A 12,502-nucleotide genomic window follows, 5' to 3' on the forward strand; every position below is an offset into this window, starting at 1 on the left:
AACGGTAAAGTCTGACGGAGGCCGCGATGTCCCTTGCCCCCCTTTTTGAGTTCATGTCACGCGGCGGCCCTGCTTTGTGGGTGATTGCTGCCCTTTCGGTGCTGACCTTGGCCCTGTTTTTCTGGCGGGTGATTGCGCTTGCCCGGGCAGGTGCGTGGCGCACACCGCTGGCTGAGTCATTGATCGCAGAGTGGGGCAGGGGCCGCAGTCCCGGTGCCATTGTCGCCCGGACCCCTCTGGATCGTGTTACGCTGACGGCGATTCAGGCGCTTCAAACCCCGAGCTATGGTGCAGAGGTTGCAGAACGGGAAACCACTCGAATCGCCAAGGCTGAACTGGCCGGGCTGCGTCAGGGGTTGCGCCCGCTTGAGCTGATTGCCGCCATTGCGCCCCTGGTGGGGCTGCTTGGAACCGTTTTGGGTATGATCGGTGCGTTTAAGGCATTGCAGGAAAGTGGTAGCGGGGCGGATCCTTCGGTGCTGGCCGGAGGCATCTGGGAGGCCCTGCTGACCACCGCCGCAGGTATGGCAGTGGCCATTCCCGCCTCGGCGCTGGCATCCTGGATCGAAGGCCTGGCCGAACGTCAACAGGCCTGGATGGAGGACGCAGCCACCCGCGTGTTCACCCTGCCAACGGGCCGCGTACCCATACAACAGGCTGCGGAATGACGCTGGTCTTTGGAACACCGCGCGCAAAAAAGCGCATCAGCCTTGCGCCGATGATCGACGTGGTGTTCCTGCTTTTGGTCTTCTTCATGCTGGCCTCGCAATTCGGGCGCGACCAGGTGGTGCCGCTGGCGACTGGGGATGCGGGCAATGTCTATCAGGGGCCACCCCGACTGGTCCGAGTAACGGCTGAGGGGCTTTGGCTGAACGGGCTGCCCGTGGCGGCGGACGGGCTGGCCGAACGCCTGCAATCCCTGACCAGTGATATGTCGGATGCGATTGTCCTGCAGCCCGATGCAGGCGCCTCGCTGCAGCACTTGATGGATGCCGCCGGACTTTTGACAGGGGCGGGCTTTACCGGGCTTGTGGTGATGGAGTGAGCGGCATGGATTTTTCATCCCCCAAGACGCGGCAGGCAGGCGAACCGATCCTTCCCATGATCAACGTCGTCTTCCTGCTGCTGATCTTTTTCCTGTTGTCTTCGGAGATCGCACCGCGTGCGCCTTTTATGGTGACCCCGCCGCAGCTGGAAGATGGCGCGCCTTCAGCACCCAAAGCGGTGTTGTTCATAGCCGCCGATGGCCGGCTGCATTTCTCGGACGCCGGGACTGGCGATGCGATGGCTGTTATTGCAGCACGGGCGCCCGTGCTTGAAACCCTGACACTAAGAGCGGATGCCAAAGTGCCCGCCCGCGACGTCGCCGCGCTGATTGCCAGACTGCGCGATGCAGGCATCACGGCTGTTTCGTTAACGGGGACCGGATCATGATCCGGCGCGCGCTGTTCCCGGTCTGCCTGATTGTTGCGGCTGCGCTACATGCAGCACCCTTTCTGTTGATGCGTGACGACGGTACACGTGCCGCAGGCACCGGCAGCAACGGGGCCGGGCAGGTGACGCTTACCGCTGCCTCTGCCGAGCTGGCGCAACAGGTCTCGGACTGGACACGTCCGCCCGAGATCCACGCGCCAGCCGGCCTCCAGGCACAGGTCGTACCCGCGATGCAGTCCTTGCCGACACCTGTCACAACGCGCGTGCAGAGCCCCGTTCCGACACGGCTGGGCCTGCCTGTCCTGGCCGCCGGGGCTGTTGCTGACAGCGCCCCGGCGCAACCTGCGCCACCACCACCGCCTGCGTCGCCGCCCCAGCCTCGGAAGGTACAACAAACACCGCCACCACCACCTGCACCGGCGGCCCCAGCACCGTCACCCGCGTCCCCGGCAGAAAACGTTCAGGAGAGAGCAGCCGGGACGGGCAAGTCCCAGGCCAAAGGGGATGGCGGCCCGGACGCGGCCACGACAGGCGATCCCGGTCGCGCAACCAGCCTCAAGAACCGCTGGGGCGCTGCGATCATCGCGCGCGTCGAACGCCAGAAACGGCAGCCTCGCCGGGGCGCCAAGGGAACGACCAGGCTCAGGTTGACAGTGTCCTCTGCGGGTAGACTGGTCGCCGTGTCGATTGCGAAAAGCTCGGGAAATGCGGAATTGGATCAAGCCGCATTGCGCGCAGTCAGGAAAGCTCGCATGCCCCGCGCACCAAAGGCCCTTCCATCCGGAGACTACAAATTCTCCTTCCGGATGACATTCGCGGGCTAATGACAGTACATTTTTGCATGTCGTCAAGGGGCCCCGAGCAACTTCCTTGCAACTGGTCCAACTGGTCCAATTTTCACTCCGACCAATGCCAAGAATACTCAGACTGGGGAAGTGACGAAAAGGACCGCGTCGATCTCATGATCTGGGGCAATATCCATGGATTCGGCTTGGGTTCGGAAGACCGGTTGGGGTGGATCTGGCTGGTTAAGTTCAAGAAACCAGAAAGAAATTCATACAAAGATGGTTATGTCATCGGTCGGCAGATGAACAAATACATGGATCAGCTCAAAGAAGAAAGAACCCTGTCATACAACTGCGAACCAATCGTGCTTTCCAAGGATGTAGCCTTCCATTGCTATAGCATTTCCGACCTCGTAGGGACATAAAAACTGACACACAGGGATGGAATTGCTCGCCAAGTGGAGAGGCAAGTTCAACTTCCAGGTGGTCAGTTCCACGGATCAATTGAGCTCATTGCGTGGAAGGAACTCGTTAGAGTTGCGAAGGTTCTAAATCAGAATTTCCTTGAAGCTGCGAGCCTTCCATTCGACGAGAAAGGAGATCCCTTCTTTCCCGTCCGAGAGAGAGCCACCTCAGAAGCTGCTGAGTAATCGAAGGCTCGCCCATCCGCACAAATCCTATGGAAAGTGAAGATAGCTACCTTTTTCCGTTTGAACGACCATGAACCACCCACAAGAACGCCTTGTCGACTGCATTCGAGGCTTGCTTATGGTTTACGCCTGTTTTGGCAATAACAAGTTCAACAATTCTGCCCCTGGGAAAGGTCTCACGGTCTTTGCATTGACCAGAGGAAAATGATTGCACAAGATTCTCAGCCAACCGCCGCTGTGGCGAGAGAGAGTTCAGTCTTGGATCGGACCAGCTGAAAGGTCCTTTAATAACAATGACATACCAGTTCTCACTTTTGTCCCATTCGGCCCGCCACAATTAAGCTCCTCTGGATGTTGAGTTTTTCTCCATCCAGAGAAAGCTGCATCGAATACCCTGGCCGCCCGCCTGACCGTACCGGGAGGTAAGAGCAGAGGTCGTTAATCTCATGACGCCAGGCACAAGACCCTTGGGGGGTTAGCTCAGCTGGTAGAGCGTCTCGTTTACACCGAGAATGTCGGCGGTTCGATCCCGTCACCCCTCACCATGGACGGTTAGCTCAGTTGGTAGAGCGCGGAACTTTTAATTCTGAGGTCCAGGGTTCGATCCCCTGACCGTTCACCACCTATTTTGCCGGTAGAGAGCCATGCGCTATCCCGGCCATATCTTGCGGTAGCTTAAACACCCCCAGGGGTGAGAAAGAGCCCCTCACGGCGTGAGGGAAGTCCGGGTGAGATCCCCGGCCGCATGCCAATTTCAGGCACCCGCTCAGGCGCCGCGCTCGAGGCCGTGAGTGTCGCGTGCCGAGACATCTCTGCGGCGGCCTCGAGCCGCCGACGTGGATGATACCCCAGAAATGCTCCGGCATGGCGCAGTTGGTTAGCGCGCCTGATTGTGGATCAGGAGGTCCCCAGTTCAAGTCTGGGTGCCGGGCCCATTTCTTTTTCGCCCTTCGCTTTTTCACGGTTCCGGCTCACCCTTCAGCGGATGAACTCAATATGGAAAGGTCGCGAAACATGCCACTGGCTGAAAAACTTACTGCGGGTGACTGGCAGCACGATGAAGGTGCTGATCGGGTAGAAAACATCGTAGCTTACGACCCCAAGATCAGCGAAGCCCTTCCGCGGCTTGCGTTGCGCTTCATTTCTGAAAAGGGGTTGTCTGAAGAATTCGCGGACGTGCTGGAGGAGATCCAGAGCATCGAAGCAGAGAGCAACGACCCGGCCCCATGAGGCCGCCGTTCTCTTGACCGTAGCTCAGCCTGGTAGAGCAACCCTGAATGGCGGGGTGGTCGCGGGTTCAAATCCCGCCGGTCAGGTACTTTTGGCGACAGCCTGCCCATAGGCACTGCGCGCCTTGAGGGGGTAGCCCCTCCACTTCCCAGTAGCTCAATGGTAGAGCGTCCGACTGTTAATCGGCAGGTTGAAGGTTCGAGTCCTTCCTGGGGAGCCAAATTCCTCTAATTTTCTTATGCATAGCTCATGCTGCAGGCCACTGAATGTGACCTGAATTACAGAGAAAAATTGAGTTGCAGGTAAGTTTTCGCAAACCACTTAACAAGCTTACGGAATACTGAAAATGTGGAAACTTGCATATGGGCTCGCGCTCGGATTGAGCCTGATTGGCGGTGTGGCGTCCGCTGAGCGCATCAAGCCCAATGAGGGGCGCCGCGTGGAAGCGCACGGGGTATGCCGCATGGTTACCAATACAGGTGACAGCGCTATCATGGTGCCAACCAACAACGCAGCTGAATGGTCGGTTGGCCAGTTCGCCTTCCTAAACAATCATCATAGCAACCTTGAGCTTGCTGCTTGCACCTGCCCTGCCGATGAGCGGAACTATGCCCAGACGCAGATTATTCCGGCACTGACGCGAAGCGCGGTCACGCAAGATGCGAAATTCATTGCAGGTGTTTACACAGGAGGCAGCAAGCACGAACTGCAAATTCACACCGCATCTGCCCCAGGCAAGCCTTACACGTTGAGCCAGGCCCTCAAACTTCCTGATGGTAACTTGGGGGGCGTAGTCGCCATGGCATTTAGCGATGATGGCCAATACTTGAAGGTCGTCATGAATGATGCCCGACACAGAACCTACAAGAAGAACGGCACTTCATGGGCGCTGCACCATCAAGGCGACATTCGCGGCAGTGCATACGCTTCGGGAATCCCGCAAGGGCGCGGGCATATGTCGATCAATAAAGACGGTACGGTCGTCGCCTTCGAGGCTCCGGATCGGAAGATGCACATCCTCAATGCACCGCATTCCGGTGATTGGAGGATTCAAGCCGAAATCGACACCAGGGGCGCTCCTGGCTTTGATCGACATGTGAGTACCTTGCACCCCTATGGTCCGACGCCTCCCACACTGAACGGGGCGGGAGACACCCTGATGTGGTACTACACCGTTCTTCACTATGGCGCGCATGTGCAGGCTGCCGCAGTCTACACCAAGGCGTCGGATGGGACCTGGTCGCTGGCACGGTATTTTGCACCATGGCAGTTCACCGCTGAGGATGGCGAAAACATCTACCGGGATAGGCTTAATGCCGCGTGGTACTGGTATGAGATGTCAGGCGATGGCAAGACGATTGTTGTCAGTACCCGCCGGGGCGGCACGTATGGCTTTTACGACAAGCCGCATACCGGAAACCAGCGCTGGCGGTCGAAGTCTTCCATTCGCGTCTACCGCAAAAGCGGCCCTGACTTCAACCTGGTCAGCAGATTTGCACGGGACGGGGTCGATGACTACAACCGCTATCCTCAACAATGCTGTGTCGTGAGGGGCGTCAGCTATGACGGGAAGTACATCTGGGAATCCCGCAATCCAAGTGGCAACTCCCTGCAAGTCAACAGGCGCCAGTTCTGGTCGATCGAAGGAACACAGCACAAACCCCTGAAGCCTGGCCTCCTTTATGCCCCTGGCCCTGCTAATGTTGGGTGGATTGAGGATCTGCAAGCCCCTGTGCAGAAAGGCCTTGTTGCTGAAGGAGAGGTTGCCGTGATCACTGACCGGAGCGGGAATACGGTCGTATTCGGTGTCAATTCATGTGCGCCCTGACCGGGCAGCAATCGCCGGTATAGCTCAGCAGGTAGAGCAGCGGATTTGTAATCCGCGGGTCCCGGGTTCGACCCCTGGTGCCGGCACCATTTCCCGCGGTCTGCGCTTTACGTGCAGGCCGCGGTATCGACCCTGCCGCCGAACGGCTGTCGGGCTATCGAGGCTTCGGCCGCTGAGCCAGCATAGCAGATCAGCGGCCCCTCACCCCATGCGGAGCGGGAGCAGGATGGTAATGCAGCGGATTGCTAATCCGTAGGGCCTTCACGGGCTCACCGGGTTCGACTCCCGGTCGCTCCGCCACCATTTCGAGACGGGTTGCAGCGCTGCAGTTGAAGTGCTCCCCGATATGATAGAACTTCCATGGTCGCGCTCTTGTATGGGCGTCGAAGGGTTCGAATCCCTCCGGTCCCTGACGGGGCCGCGGGCGGGCGGTCCGCGCCGGGTCATGGGAAGCCGCGCAGTGCCCTCGGGCCTGCGCGGAAGTATTACGCCAGGGTGCTGGCAACCGATATCAGGCACGTTTTTTCGCGCACGCATGTTAGCCTCTGCTGAAGCAATAAACAGAGGCGATCATGTCGAACCACGCAAAACTCAGCCACTTCATCGTATATCCTGTAAAGGGAACCGAGCGCTGCTCTCCCGGCGAACATGATGCCTGGGCGATCGACGGCGCGCGCGACGGCGCCCCTGATCTTCAAGCAGGCGTTGTGGGTCCGGACCGCGAGGTCAGCCAGGTCCTGGCAGGGCTTCTGAACGCCTACCCGGACATGGAGGGGCGTGTCTCGGTCCGCTGGATCGATGAGGCGGGCGCCACGCAGGAGACCAGTGCCGGAACTCCGGATGACGTCATGGATGAATTGATGGAGATCGTTAGCGATGAAACGCCGGACGATGCGCCAAACACTGATGAGCATCCGCTGGAGGAAGCCCGCAGCTTTCTTCTCGAACTGTCTGACCTGGGACAGGACGGCCCGGAGCCCTGATGGCTCCCTCCTGTCGGCAGCAGCTGGAATTGTCCTTGTAACTCAGCTGGATAGAGTGCCGCATTCCTAGTGCGGAAGTCGGGGGTTCGACTCCTCCCAGGGACGCCAAAATCACCGCGGCTATCCAGGCCGCACCATAGGGGTATAGCTCAGCTGGTAGAGCAACGGTCTCCAAAACCGTAGGTCGCGGGTTCGAACCCTGCTGCCCCTGCCAAACTCAAGATCTGAATTTTACCGTGGGCCGGATGCCGCAATGGTGTGGCAGCGGACTGTAACTCCGTGGCGGAAACGCGGCCGGGTTCGATCCCCGGGCGGCCCACCATTAAATTCAGACACACCCCGGCTGGAAGTCCAGCTGGCAATAGAATTGGTCATGTAGCTCAGGGGTAGAGCATTCGCCTGATAAGCGAAAGGTCGGAAGTTCGAGACTTCCCATGACCACCATTCTCCCGCCCGGCCCATTCCCGGTTCCGGCCTGGCGCGGAATGAAGAACCGGGTGCTTCCCGGTTGGGCGTCGGCCGGGACCAAGACAACGGTGAGCCCAAGCGGCAAACCGTAGGGCGCCCCGCATTTCAGATTTGGCCCTTGATGGCCTTCCAGAATTTCGTGCAGCTCCGGCAGAGCGCCGTCCGCGGAGGACGGAGGCCGCCTGTAAGCCCCAGCGCGAGCCGAAAGTAGAGAGCCCACCCGGGATGCCTCTCGAAACCGGTGCAAACAGGCCGCGAAATACAGTTTGGCAGCCCCGCCAAGGGCCGGGTTGCCTCGGGGCGCGTTCCGGCGCGCCCTGCCCCATTTGCCTCTGTAGCTTAATGGTAGAGCAAGGCGCTCATAACGCCCAGGTCCCTGGTTCAATTCCAGGCAGAGGCCCCAAACACTTCGCGCATGTCGGCGCTCTCAGCGCCGTGCGCGGAAGTAATGGGCCAGACGAACACCCTCCCGGCGGGAAATTCCGCCGACACGCCTGCATAGCTCAGCTGGATAGAGCGCCGCCCTCCGAAGGCGGAGGTCCTTGGTTCAAGTCCAAGTGCAGGCACCAGAATACTGGAATGCCCAAGGCCCGCTGTGTGCCTTGGGCTGGCGGACCGGCGACCTTGCGATGATCCGTTCAGCGCAGGCGCTCCGCGTGACCCGCGAGGCACCCCTCGCGGTTGATAGCGCGGCCGCCCACAAATCGCCCGCCAGAGCGCGGGGCCAGCATGCAGCGCGGTTCAAGTCCGCAAACGGGGCAGGAGCGATCCTGTCAGCCGTGCAGGAGCAAGAGGGCTGGCACTTGCCCAGGTGGTGGAATGGTAGACACGTCGTCTTGAGGGGGCGATGGCCGACTGGCCGTGCGGGTTCGAGTCCCGTCCTGGGCACCAATTTCTTCATCCTTGGCGCGCGGGCCGGCGCATTCGAGCCCCGCCATGGAAACAAATGACACAAAGTGCGGGTGTGGTGGAATGGTAGACACGCTGGCTTCAAACCCCAGTGCCTTCGTGCGTACGAGTTCAAGTCTCGTCACCCGTACCACAAATCTTCAGGCTACTCGATACAAATGGCAATTGAGTGTCACCATCAGAAAAATTCAGATAAACATCTTGCCGCCATTTCAGAAAAACCAGAGGTTGCATCGAAGATCCCAATTTTCTGAGGACATGATGTTAAAGTTTATTGCATCTACGTGCCTGGCGCTCTCATTAGCCGGATGCGTTGAAACCCAACAAACCAGTATGACTGGCCCAGCTGGTCAGACCATTTCCGTTGCAAAATGCAGTAAAAACGCGGCAGGCTGCTACGAGAAGGCTGCGGAGACCTGCTCCGGCCCTTATCAAGTCTTGGACAGCTACAGCAAGGCTGGTGGGCTTGTTGCTGATGTAATTCCTGGGCCAGTCACATGGTACTACATGACCTATCAATGCGGCCCCACAGATGGGCGCATGCCTACCTTTCCATTCAGAGGTCCGGAGATCACACCACAAGATATCAACCTGATACCTAACCGCAGCTATCAGGCCCCGACGACAACGACCTGTAATCGCATAGGGAACTCGGTGACCTGCAACTCATACTGACCGAAGTGATGGTCACTGGGACCAATTCGAATTTGGCAGCCGCCCGCGGGTAGCGCCAATTCCCGGTGCCCTGCAGGCGGCTGCCTGCGCGAAGGGGCATACGGTGCGCCCGGAGTGCTGGGGGCCCTGGCCCCTGGCGGGCATTCGCCCTTCAGATGAATTTCTGGAGGGCGAGATCTTCGCCGGACTAGCTCAGATGGTAGAGCAACCGCTTCGTAAGCGGTGGGTCGTGGGTTCAAGTCCCTCGTCCGGCACCACCATATTTGGTTCCACCTGACACAGGCATGTCTGTGCCAGGAGGGCAGATCGGCAGCGTGGAAAGCAGACACGCCCATTATGTAAACGCACTGGTGAAGGCTGGCTGAGCTGGAGGATGTCCTCCTCCGGCGAGAGACCGTCGAGGGATAATCGGGAGTGGACGCCCGTGCAAAGCCCTAAGCGCCGCGAACTGACGGGTTAGCGCTCGGTTGAGGAGCGTTGGAGATGTCGAAAAATGCCAGAGCCGGAGTAGCGACCGGCCCGATCTGATTCATTGCCATCCAGAGGATGGCTTCCGGCCTGGCATGGCCCAGCAGCTGGGCGGAACAGCCCGCTCCCATTCATGTGGACAACCTATGAGAGCCACGTGACCGGCGCTCAGTTTTTCGCATACAGTTTGACAACCTTGATAATCATCGAACGGGTATCGACATGGATTGGGCGCCGCTGCTGCTGACGGGGCTGGCCTTTGCGGCCATTCCGGAAGACGATAAGAAAATGCACTTCGCCGCGGGTGCGGCCATCGCCAAGACCAGCGAGCAGGTCTTCGAGCTGACCCCTCTGCAAGCTTGCGGCGTGGCCCTCGCGGCTGGCGTTGCCAAGGAGGCGTATGACCGCAGTTTCGGCGGGAACGTCGAAGGCGCAGATGCGCTGGCCACAATGGGCGGCTGCATGATCACCTTCCGGTTCTGAAAATCTCATTAAGGAACCGGGGTATCGACCCGCGCAACCCCAACAGAACAGACTTCATAGGAGAGCGCCGCGACGTCCCGTGAAGTCTTGCCGAGTCCGCACGCGCTCTGCGGATGAGGTACCAAATTCGAGATCCCGGGCGGGACGCCGCCCGAGCGCGCCATTTCCCGGCAGCCCTGAGTGTACATTAGGGGCTGTTGAGCGGAGGGCTCGCGGGATCAGTGTAGCTCAGCCAGGTAGAGCAGCGGAGAGAATCCGCGTGTCGCAGGTTCAAATCCTGCCACATCGAAGGCCCGACGGGGCCGCCCCAATGACCGGCACCAAGACTGAAAGGAGGTCCGCCATGTAGGAAACAACCTGCAAGGAGACCCGATATGGCGCATTACAAGCGTCGCCGCCCCCGCACGAAAGGGTGCGGCCATTATTCCGCCCACGCCATCCTGCGGCGCCTGGGCATCACGTTTGAAGAGGATCACCGCTGGAGTAAGCGCAATCCGCGCTACTGGGACAAGGTTTTCCATATCCGCCCGGCGCGCAGCCGGACGCGCGCTCAGGAGCACGCAATTCTGCGCGGTGAGGATCCCGACAACATGGTCTGGCCGACCGGCCGGAAGCCCCACGTCTACTACTGGTGAGGGGCAATCAAGATGAGCATGCGGTCCCCGAGCCGGGGGACTGCACCGCCATACCGCGCTTGGCCCGTCGCGGTTTACAAGTCCCGCGCGCAGGCGTTGATAACCGGTGCGGGGGTAAGATGCTGCGGGGTCCATCCCGCGGCCGCTAACGGGCCGCCAATTCCTCCTGTCCAGGCGGCACAGCGCGGCGCTGGATCCAGCGCCATTTGAACCATTCCTTCTGGAGAGACCGCCATGTCAGACTCGCTACTTGATCGGCCCGCTTTCAAAGCGGCCGTCTTTGCCCGCGACAACCATGCCTGCGTGATCTGTGGCGCGCCTGCGGATGCCGCGCATCACATCCTGGAGCGAAAACTGTTCAGGGATGGGGGCTACTACCTCTCTAACGGCGCCTCGCTCTGCCCCGATTGCCACTACGAGGCCGAAAAGACGACGCTCAGCGTAGAGGAGGTCCGCGCCGCTTGCCGCATCAACAATCCGGCTCTGCCGCCCGGGTTCTCCGCGAAAGCCGCCTACGACAAATGGGGCAACGAGATCCACTCGGACGGGACGCGCAGCCGCGGCCCGCTCTTCAATGACCCCGGCGCCAGGAAGATCCTCACGGAAGCCGGGATCCTCTACGACGGCACCTTTGGCTTCGGCTGAGCGCCGTTGCGGCGAACAGCTGCTTGCCGCATGCTGGCCTGGCGCCAGCATAGCAACGCAGACCTTCAATTTCGCGAACGGCCATTCAAAAGGAGTTTCCCATGAGCCTGCTCGAAAAAATCCGCGCTGACGCGCTTGCAGCGCGCAAGGCCAAGGCGCCCGAAGCGGGCGGCCTTGTGACCCTGATCGGCGAAATCGACACCAAGACCAAGAGCTTCAACCCGGCGCGCAAGATGACCGATGAAGAAGTCGTGGGGGTCGTAAAGAAGTTCCTCAAGAACATCGGTGAGACGCTGTCTCACGCCGAAGGCCGCGCTGACGGCAAGATCCTGGCCGAGAAGGCCGCCCTCGAACAGTATCTGCCCGCGCAGATGTCTGATGAAGAGCTGCGGGCCTTCGCTGAAGCCAAAGCTGCCGAAGGCATGAACATGGGTCAGATCATGGGCGCGCTGAAAGCGGAACGCGGCGGCCAGTATGACGGCAAGAAGGCCTCGGGCATCGTGAAGGCTGCCCTGGCGGGATGATTCATTGGATCGTCTCCCGGCAAGCGGCCTTCCGGCTTGCCGGGCTGAGGACCGGCCGAAGGAACCTTCTTGAGGCGATCCCGGCTTCTGGCGGCATCTTGTCGATTGCAGAGTGGGACGGCATTGAGGCCGTCCTGCCCTCCGAGGCTGGCACCGCGGGCCAGCAGGTGGCCGTCTATGGCGGCCATCCTTTCCTGGAAGCGGTAAAGCGGCAGAGGCCGGAATGGTCTGGCGGGATCTTCCACGATCCGGACCTCCTCTCCAGCCAAGCCGTGATCCGCGCGATCGGTCCGTTGGCGCTGAACTCTCACTCCAGCCTGATGTGCTTGAGAGAGGCTCGGGAAATGGTGCTGGCGGGGGAAAGCCTGTTCCTGCGCCCGGACCGCGCAGACAAGGCCTTTGCCGGACGGGTGTTCACTCGGAAAGATCTTGATCTGCTGCCGGATGATCTGGACCTCGCGGTCATTGCCTCCGCGCCCCGGGAGATCTTTGCGGAATACCGCTTCGTTGTCGTGGACCGTGAGGTCGTGACAGGCTCGCAATACGCCCGCGCCGGGAAGCTCGATGTCCGTGTGGATGTCGATCCTGCCTGCAGGGCGGTCGCGAAACAGGCCGCATGCCTTTACGCACCGGTTCCGGCCTATGTCTGCGATGTCGCGGAAACCCGTGACGGGCCCAGGGTGGTGGAGTACAACTCCTTCAGCGCCGCCGGCCTTTATGCCTGTGACGCCTCGGCAATTGCCGATGCGCTGGCTCAGCACTTCGAACCGCCCGCAGCCTGACGG

General features: G+C 60.2%; 13 protein-coding genes and 17 tRNA genes. All 30 read left to right on the plus strand.

The window, feature by feature from the left end; genetic code table 11:
• Positions 1-26 precede the first annotated feature (26 nt).
• The 30 genes from AB9K35_RS17175 (at position 27) to AB9K35_RS17320 (ending at position 12,499) form a co-directional block, all read left to right on the plus strand.
• Complete coding sequence (locus AB9K35_RS17175; RefSeq protein ID WP_369927955.1) at positions 27-668, plus strand: MotA/TolQ/ExbB proton channel family protein; 642 nt, start codon at positions 27-29, stop codon at positions 666-668.
• Positions 665-1,045, plus strand: a complete 381-nt coding sequence (locus AB9K35_RS17180; RefSeq protein WP_369927957.1) for an ExbD/TolR family protein — start codon at positions 665-667, stop codon at positions 1,043-1,045. The genes AB9K35_RS17175 and AB9K35_RS17180 overlap by 4 nt, the downstream gene beginning before the upstream one ends.
• A 5-nt stretch (positions 1,046-1,050) precedes the next feature.
• Complete coding sequence (locus AB9K35_RS17185; protein ID WP_369928281.1) at positions 1,051-1,434, plus strand: biopolymer transporter ExbD; 384 nt, start codon at positions 1,051-1,053, stop codon at positions 1,432-1,434.
• 230 nt (positions 1,435-1,664) lie between these two features.
• Positions 1,665-2,258: an energy transducer TonB gene (locus AB9K35_RS17190; protein ID WP_369928283.1), complete on the plus strand. Its 594-nt coding sequence runs from the start codon at positions 1,665-1,667 to the stop codon at positions 2,256-2,258.
• Positions 2,259-2,395: 137 nt separating this feature from the next.
• On the plus strand, positions 2,396-2,644 hold the full coding sequence (locus AB9K35_RS17195; protein ID WP_369927959.1) for a hypothetical protein: 249 nt from the start codon (positions 2,396-2,398) through the stop codon (positions 2,642-2,644).
• 694 nt (positions 2,645-3,338) lie between these two features.
• Positions 3,339-3,414 (plus strand) — tRNA-Val (locus tag AB9K35_RS17200).
• A 1-nt stretch (position 3,415) separates the two neighbouring features.
• Positions 3,416-3,491, plus strand: a tRNA-Lys gene (locus AB9K35_RS17205).
• Between the two features lie 236 nt (positions 3,492-3,727).
• A tRNA-His gene (locus AB9K35_RS17210) sits at positions 3,728-3,804 on the plus strand.
• Between the two features lie 79 nt (positions 3,805-3,883).
• A complete protein-coding gene (locus tag AB9K35_RS17215; protein WP_369927960.1) occupies positions 3,884-4,099 on the plus strand; it encodes a hypothetical protein in 216 nt (71 codons plus the stop codon).
• A gap of 13 nt (positions 4,100-4,112) precedes the next feature.
• Positions 4,113-4,185: transfer RNA gene (locus AB9K35_RS17220), tRNA-His, on the plus strand.
• A gap of 59 nt (positions 4,186-4,244) precedes the next feature.
• A tRNA-Asn gene (locus tag AB9K35_RS17225) sits at positions 4,245-4,319 on the plus strand.
• Positions 4,320-4,445: 126 nt separating this feature from the next.
• Positions 4,446-5,927 (plus strand): hypothetical protein, encoded by a 1,482-nt coding sequence (locus AB9K35_RS17230; RefSeq protein WP_369927962.1) that lies wholly within the window; start codon positions 4,446-4,448, stop codon positions 5,925-5,927.
• A gap of 13 nt (positions 5,928-5,940) precedes the next feature.
• Positions 5,941-6,016, plus strand: a tRNA-Thr gene (locus AB9K35_RS17235).
• Positions 6,017-6,139: 123 nt separating this feature from the next.
• A tRNA-Ser gene (locus tag AB9K35_RS17240) sits at positions 6,140-6,227 on the plus strand.
• Positions 6,228-6,499: 272 nt separating this feature from the next.
• The gene (locus AB9K35_RS17245; protein WP_369927965.1) at positions 6,500-6,910 is read left to right on the plus strand and encodes a hypothetical protein; all 411 of its coding nucleotides are present in this window, start codon (positions 6,500-6,502) and stop codon (positions 6,908-6,910) included.
• A 31-nt stretch (positions 6,911-6,941) separates the two neighbouring features.
• Positions 6,942-7,018, plus strand: a tRNA-Arg gene (locus AB9K35_RS17250).
• 30 nt (positions 7,019-7,048) lie between these two features.
• Positions 7,049-7,124: transfer RNA gene (locus AB9K35_RS17255), tRNA-Trp, on the plus strand.
• Positions 7,125-7,148: 24 nt separating this feature from the next.
• A tRNA-Tyr gene (locus tag AB9K35_RS17260) sits at positions 7,149-7,232 on the plus strand.
• Positions 7,233-7,279: 47 nt separating this feature from the next.
• Positions 7,280-7,354: transfer RNA gene (locus tag AB9K35_RS17265), tRNA-Ile, on the plus strand.
• A gap of 352 nt (positions 7,355-7,706) precedes the next feature.
• Positions 7,707-7,781 (plus strand) — tRNA-Met (locus tag AB9K35_RS17270).
• Between the two features lie 89 nt (positions 7,782-7,870).
• A tRNA-Arg gene (locus tag AB9K35_RS17275) sits at positions 7,871-7,947 on the plus strand.
• Positions 7,948-8,183: 236 nt separating this feature from the next.
• A tRNA-Leu gene (locus tag AB9K35_RS17280) sits at positions 8,184-8,269 on the plus strand.
• A 67-nt stretch (positions 8,270-8,336) separates the two neighbouring features.
• Positions 8,337-8,420: transfer RNA gene (locus tag AB9K35_RS17285), tRNA-Leu, on the plus strand.
• 723 nt (positions 8,421-9,143) lie between these two features.
• Positions 9,144-9,219: transfer RNA gene (locus AB9K35_RS17290), tRNA-Thr, on the plus strand.
• Positions 9,220-9,652: 433 nt separating this feature from the next.
• On the plus strand, positions 9,653-9,913 hold the full coding sequence (locus AB9K35_RS17295; RefSeq protein ID WP_369927967.1) for a hypothetical protein: 261 nt from the start codon (positions 9,653-9,655) through the stop codon (positions 9,911-9,913).
• A 215-nt stretch (positions 9,914-10,128) separates the two neighbouring features.
• Positions 10,129-10,202, plus strand: a tRNA-Ser gene (locus AB9K35_RS17300).
• An 85-nt stretch (positions 10,203-10,287) separates the two neighbouring features.
• Positions 10,288-10,548: a hypothetical protein gene (locus AB9K35_RS17305; protein ID WP_369927968.1), complete on the plus strand. Its 261-nt coding sequence runs from the start codon at positions 10,288-10,290 to the stop codon at positions 10,546-10,548.
• 234 nt (positions 10,549-10,782) lie between these two features.
• The gene (locus tag AB9K35_RS17310) at positions 10,783-11,193 is read left to right on the plus strand and encodes an HNH endonuclease (RefSeq protein ID WP_369927969.1); all 411 of its coding nucleotides are present in this window, start codon (positions 10,783-10,785) and stop codon (positions 11,191-11,193) included.
• Positions 11,194-11,294: 101 nt separating this feature from the next.
• Entirely contained in the window at positions 11,295-11,717 is a 423-nt protein-coding gene (locus tag AB9K35_RS17315) for a GatB/YqeY domain-containing protein (protein ID WP_369927970.1), read from the plus strand.
• Positions 11,714-12,499, plus strand: a complete 786-nt coding sequence (locus AB9K35_RS17320; protein ID WP_369927972.1) for an ATP-grasp domain-containing protein — start codon at positions 11,714-11,716, stop codon at positions 12,497-12,499. Before AB9K35_RS17315 ends, AB9K35_RS17320 begins: the two co-directional genes overlap by 4 nt.
• The last annotated feature ends 3 nt before the right edge of the window (positions 12,500-12,502 follow it).

Origin of the sequence: Leisingera sp. XS_AS12 (assembly GCF_041224635.1) — a bacterium.
Lineage (GTDB): Bacteria > Pseudomonadota > Alphaproteobacteria > Rhodobacterales > Rhodobacteraceae > Leisingera.

Bases quoted from the DNA above. Each gene is read 5' to 3' on its own strand.
- AB9K35_RS17175 (WP_369927955.1), top strand. From the start codon at position 27: ATGTCCCTTGCCCCCCTTTTTGAGTTCATGTCACGCGGCGGCCCTGCT.
- AB9K35_RS17180 (WP_369927957.1), top strand. From the start codon at position 665: ATGACGCTGGTCTTTGGAACACCGCGCGCAAAAAAGCGCATCAGCCTT.
- AB9K35_RS17185 (WP_369928281.1), top strand. From the start codon at position 1,051: ATGGATTTTTCATCCCCCAAGACGCGGCAGGCAGGCGAACCGATCCTT.
- AB9K35_RS17190 (WP_369928283.1), top strand. From the start codon at position 1,665: ATGCAGTCCTTGCCGACACCTGTCACAACGCGCGTGCAGAGCCCCGTT.
- AB9K35_RS17195 (WP_369927959.1), top strand. From the start codon at position 2,396: ATGATCTGGGGCAATATCCATGGATTCGGCTTGGGTTCGGAAGACCGG.
- AB9K35_RS17215 (WP_369927960.1), top strand. From the start codon at position 3,884: ATGCCACTGGCTGAAAAACTTACTGCGGGTGACTGGCAGCACGATGAA.
- AB9K35_RS17230 (WP_369927962.1), top strand. From the start codon at position 4,446: ATGTGGAAACTTGCATATGGGCTCGCGCTCGGATTGAGCCTGATTGGC.
- AB9K35_RS17245 (WP_369927965.1), top strand. From the start codon at position 6,500: ATGTCGAACCACGCAAAACTCAGCCACTTCATCGTATATCCTGTAAAG.
- AB9K35_RS17295 (WP_369927967.1), top strand. From the start codon at position 9,653: ATGGATTGGGCGCCGCTGCTGCTGACGGGGCTGGCCTTTGCGGCCATT.
- AB9K35_RS17305 (WP_369927968.1), top strand. From the start codon at position 10,288: ATGGCGCATTACAAGCGTCGCCGCCCCCGCACGAAAGGGTGCGGCCAT.
- AB9K35_RS17310 (WP_369927969.1), top strand. From the start codon at position 10,783: ATGTCAGACTCGCTACTTGATCGGCCCGCTTTCAAAGCGGCCGTCTTT.
- AB9K35_RS17315 (WP_369927970.1), top strand. From the start codon at position 11,295: ATGAGCCTGCTCGAAAAAATCCGCGCTGACGCGCTTGCAGCGCGCAAG.
- AB9K35_RS17320 (WP_369927972.1), top strand. From the start codon at position 11,714: ATGATTCATTGGATCGTCTCCCGGCAAGCGGCCTTCCGGCTTGCCGGG.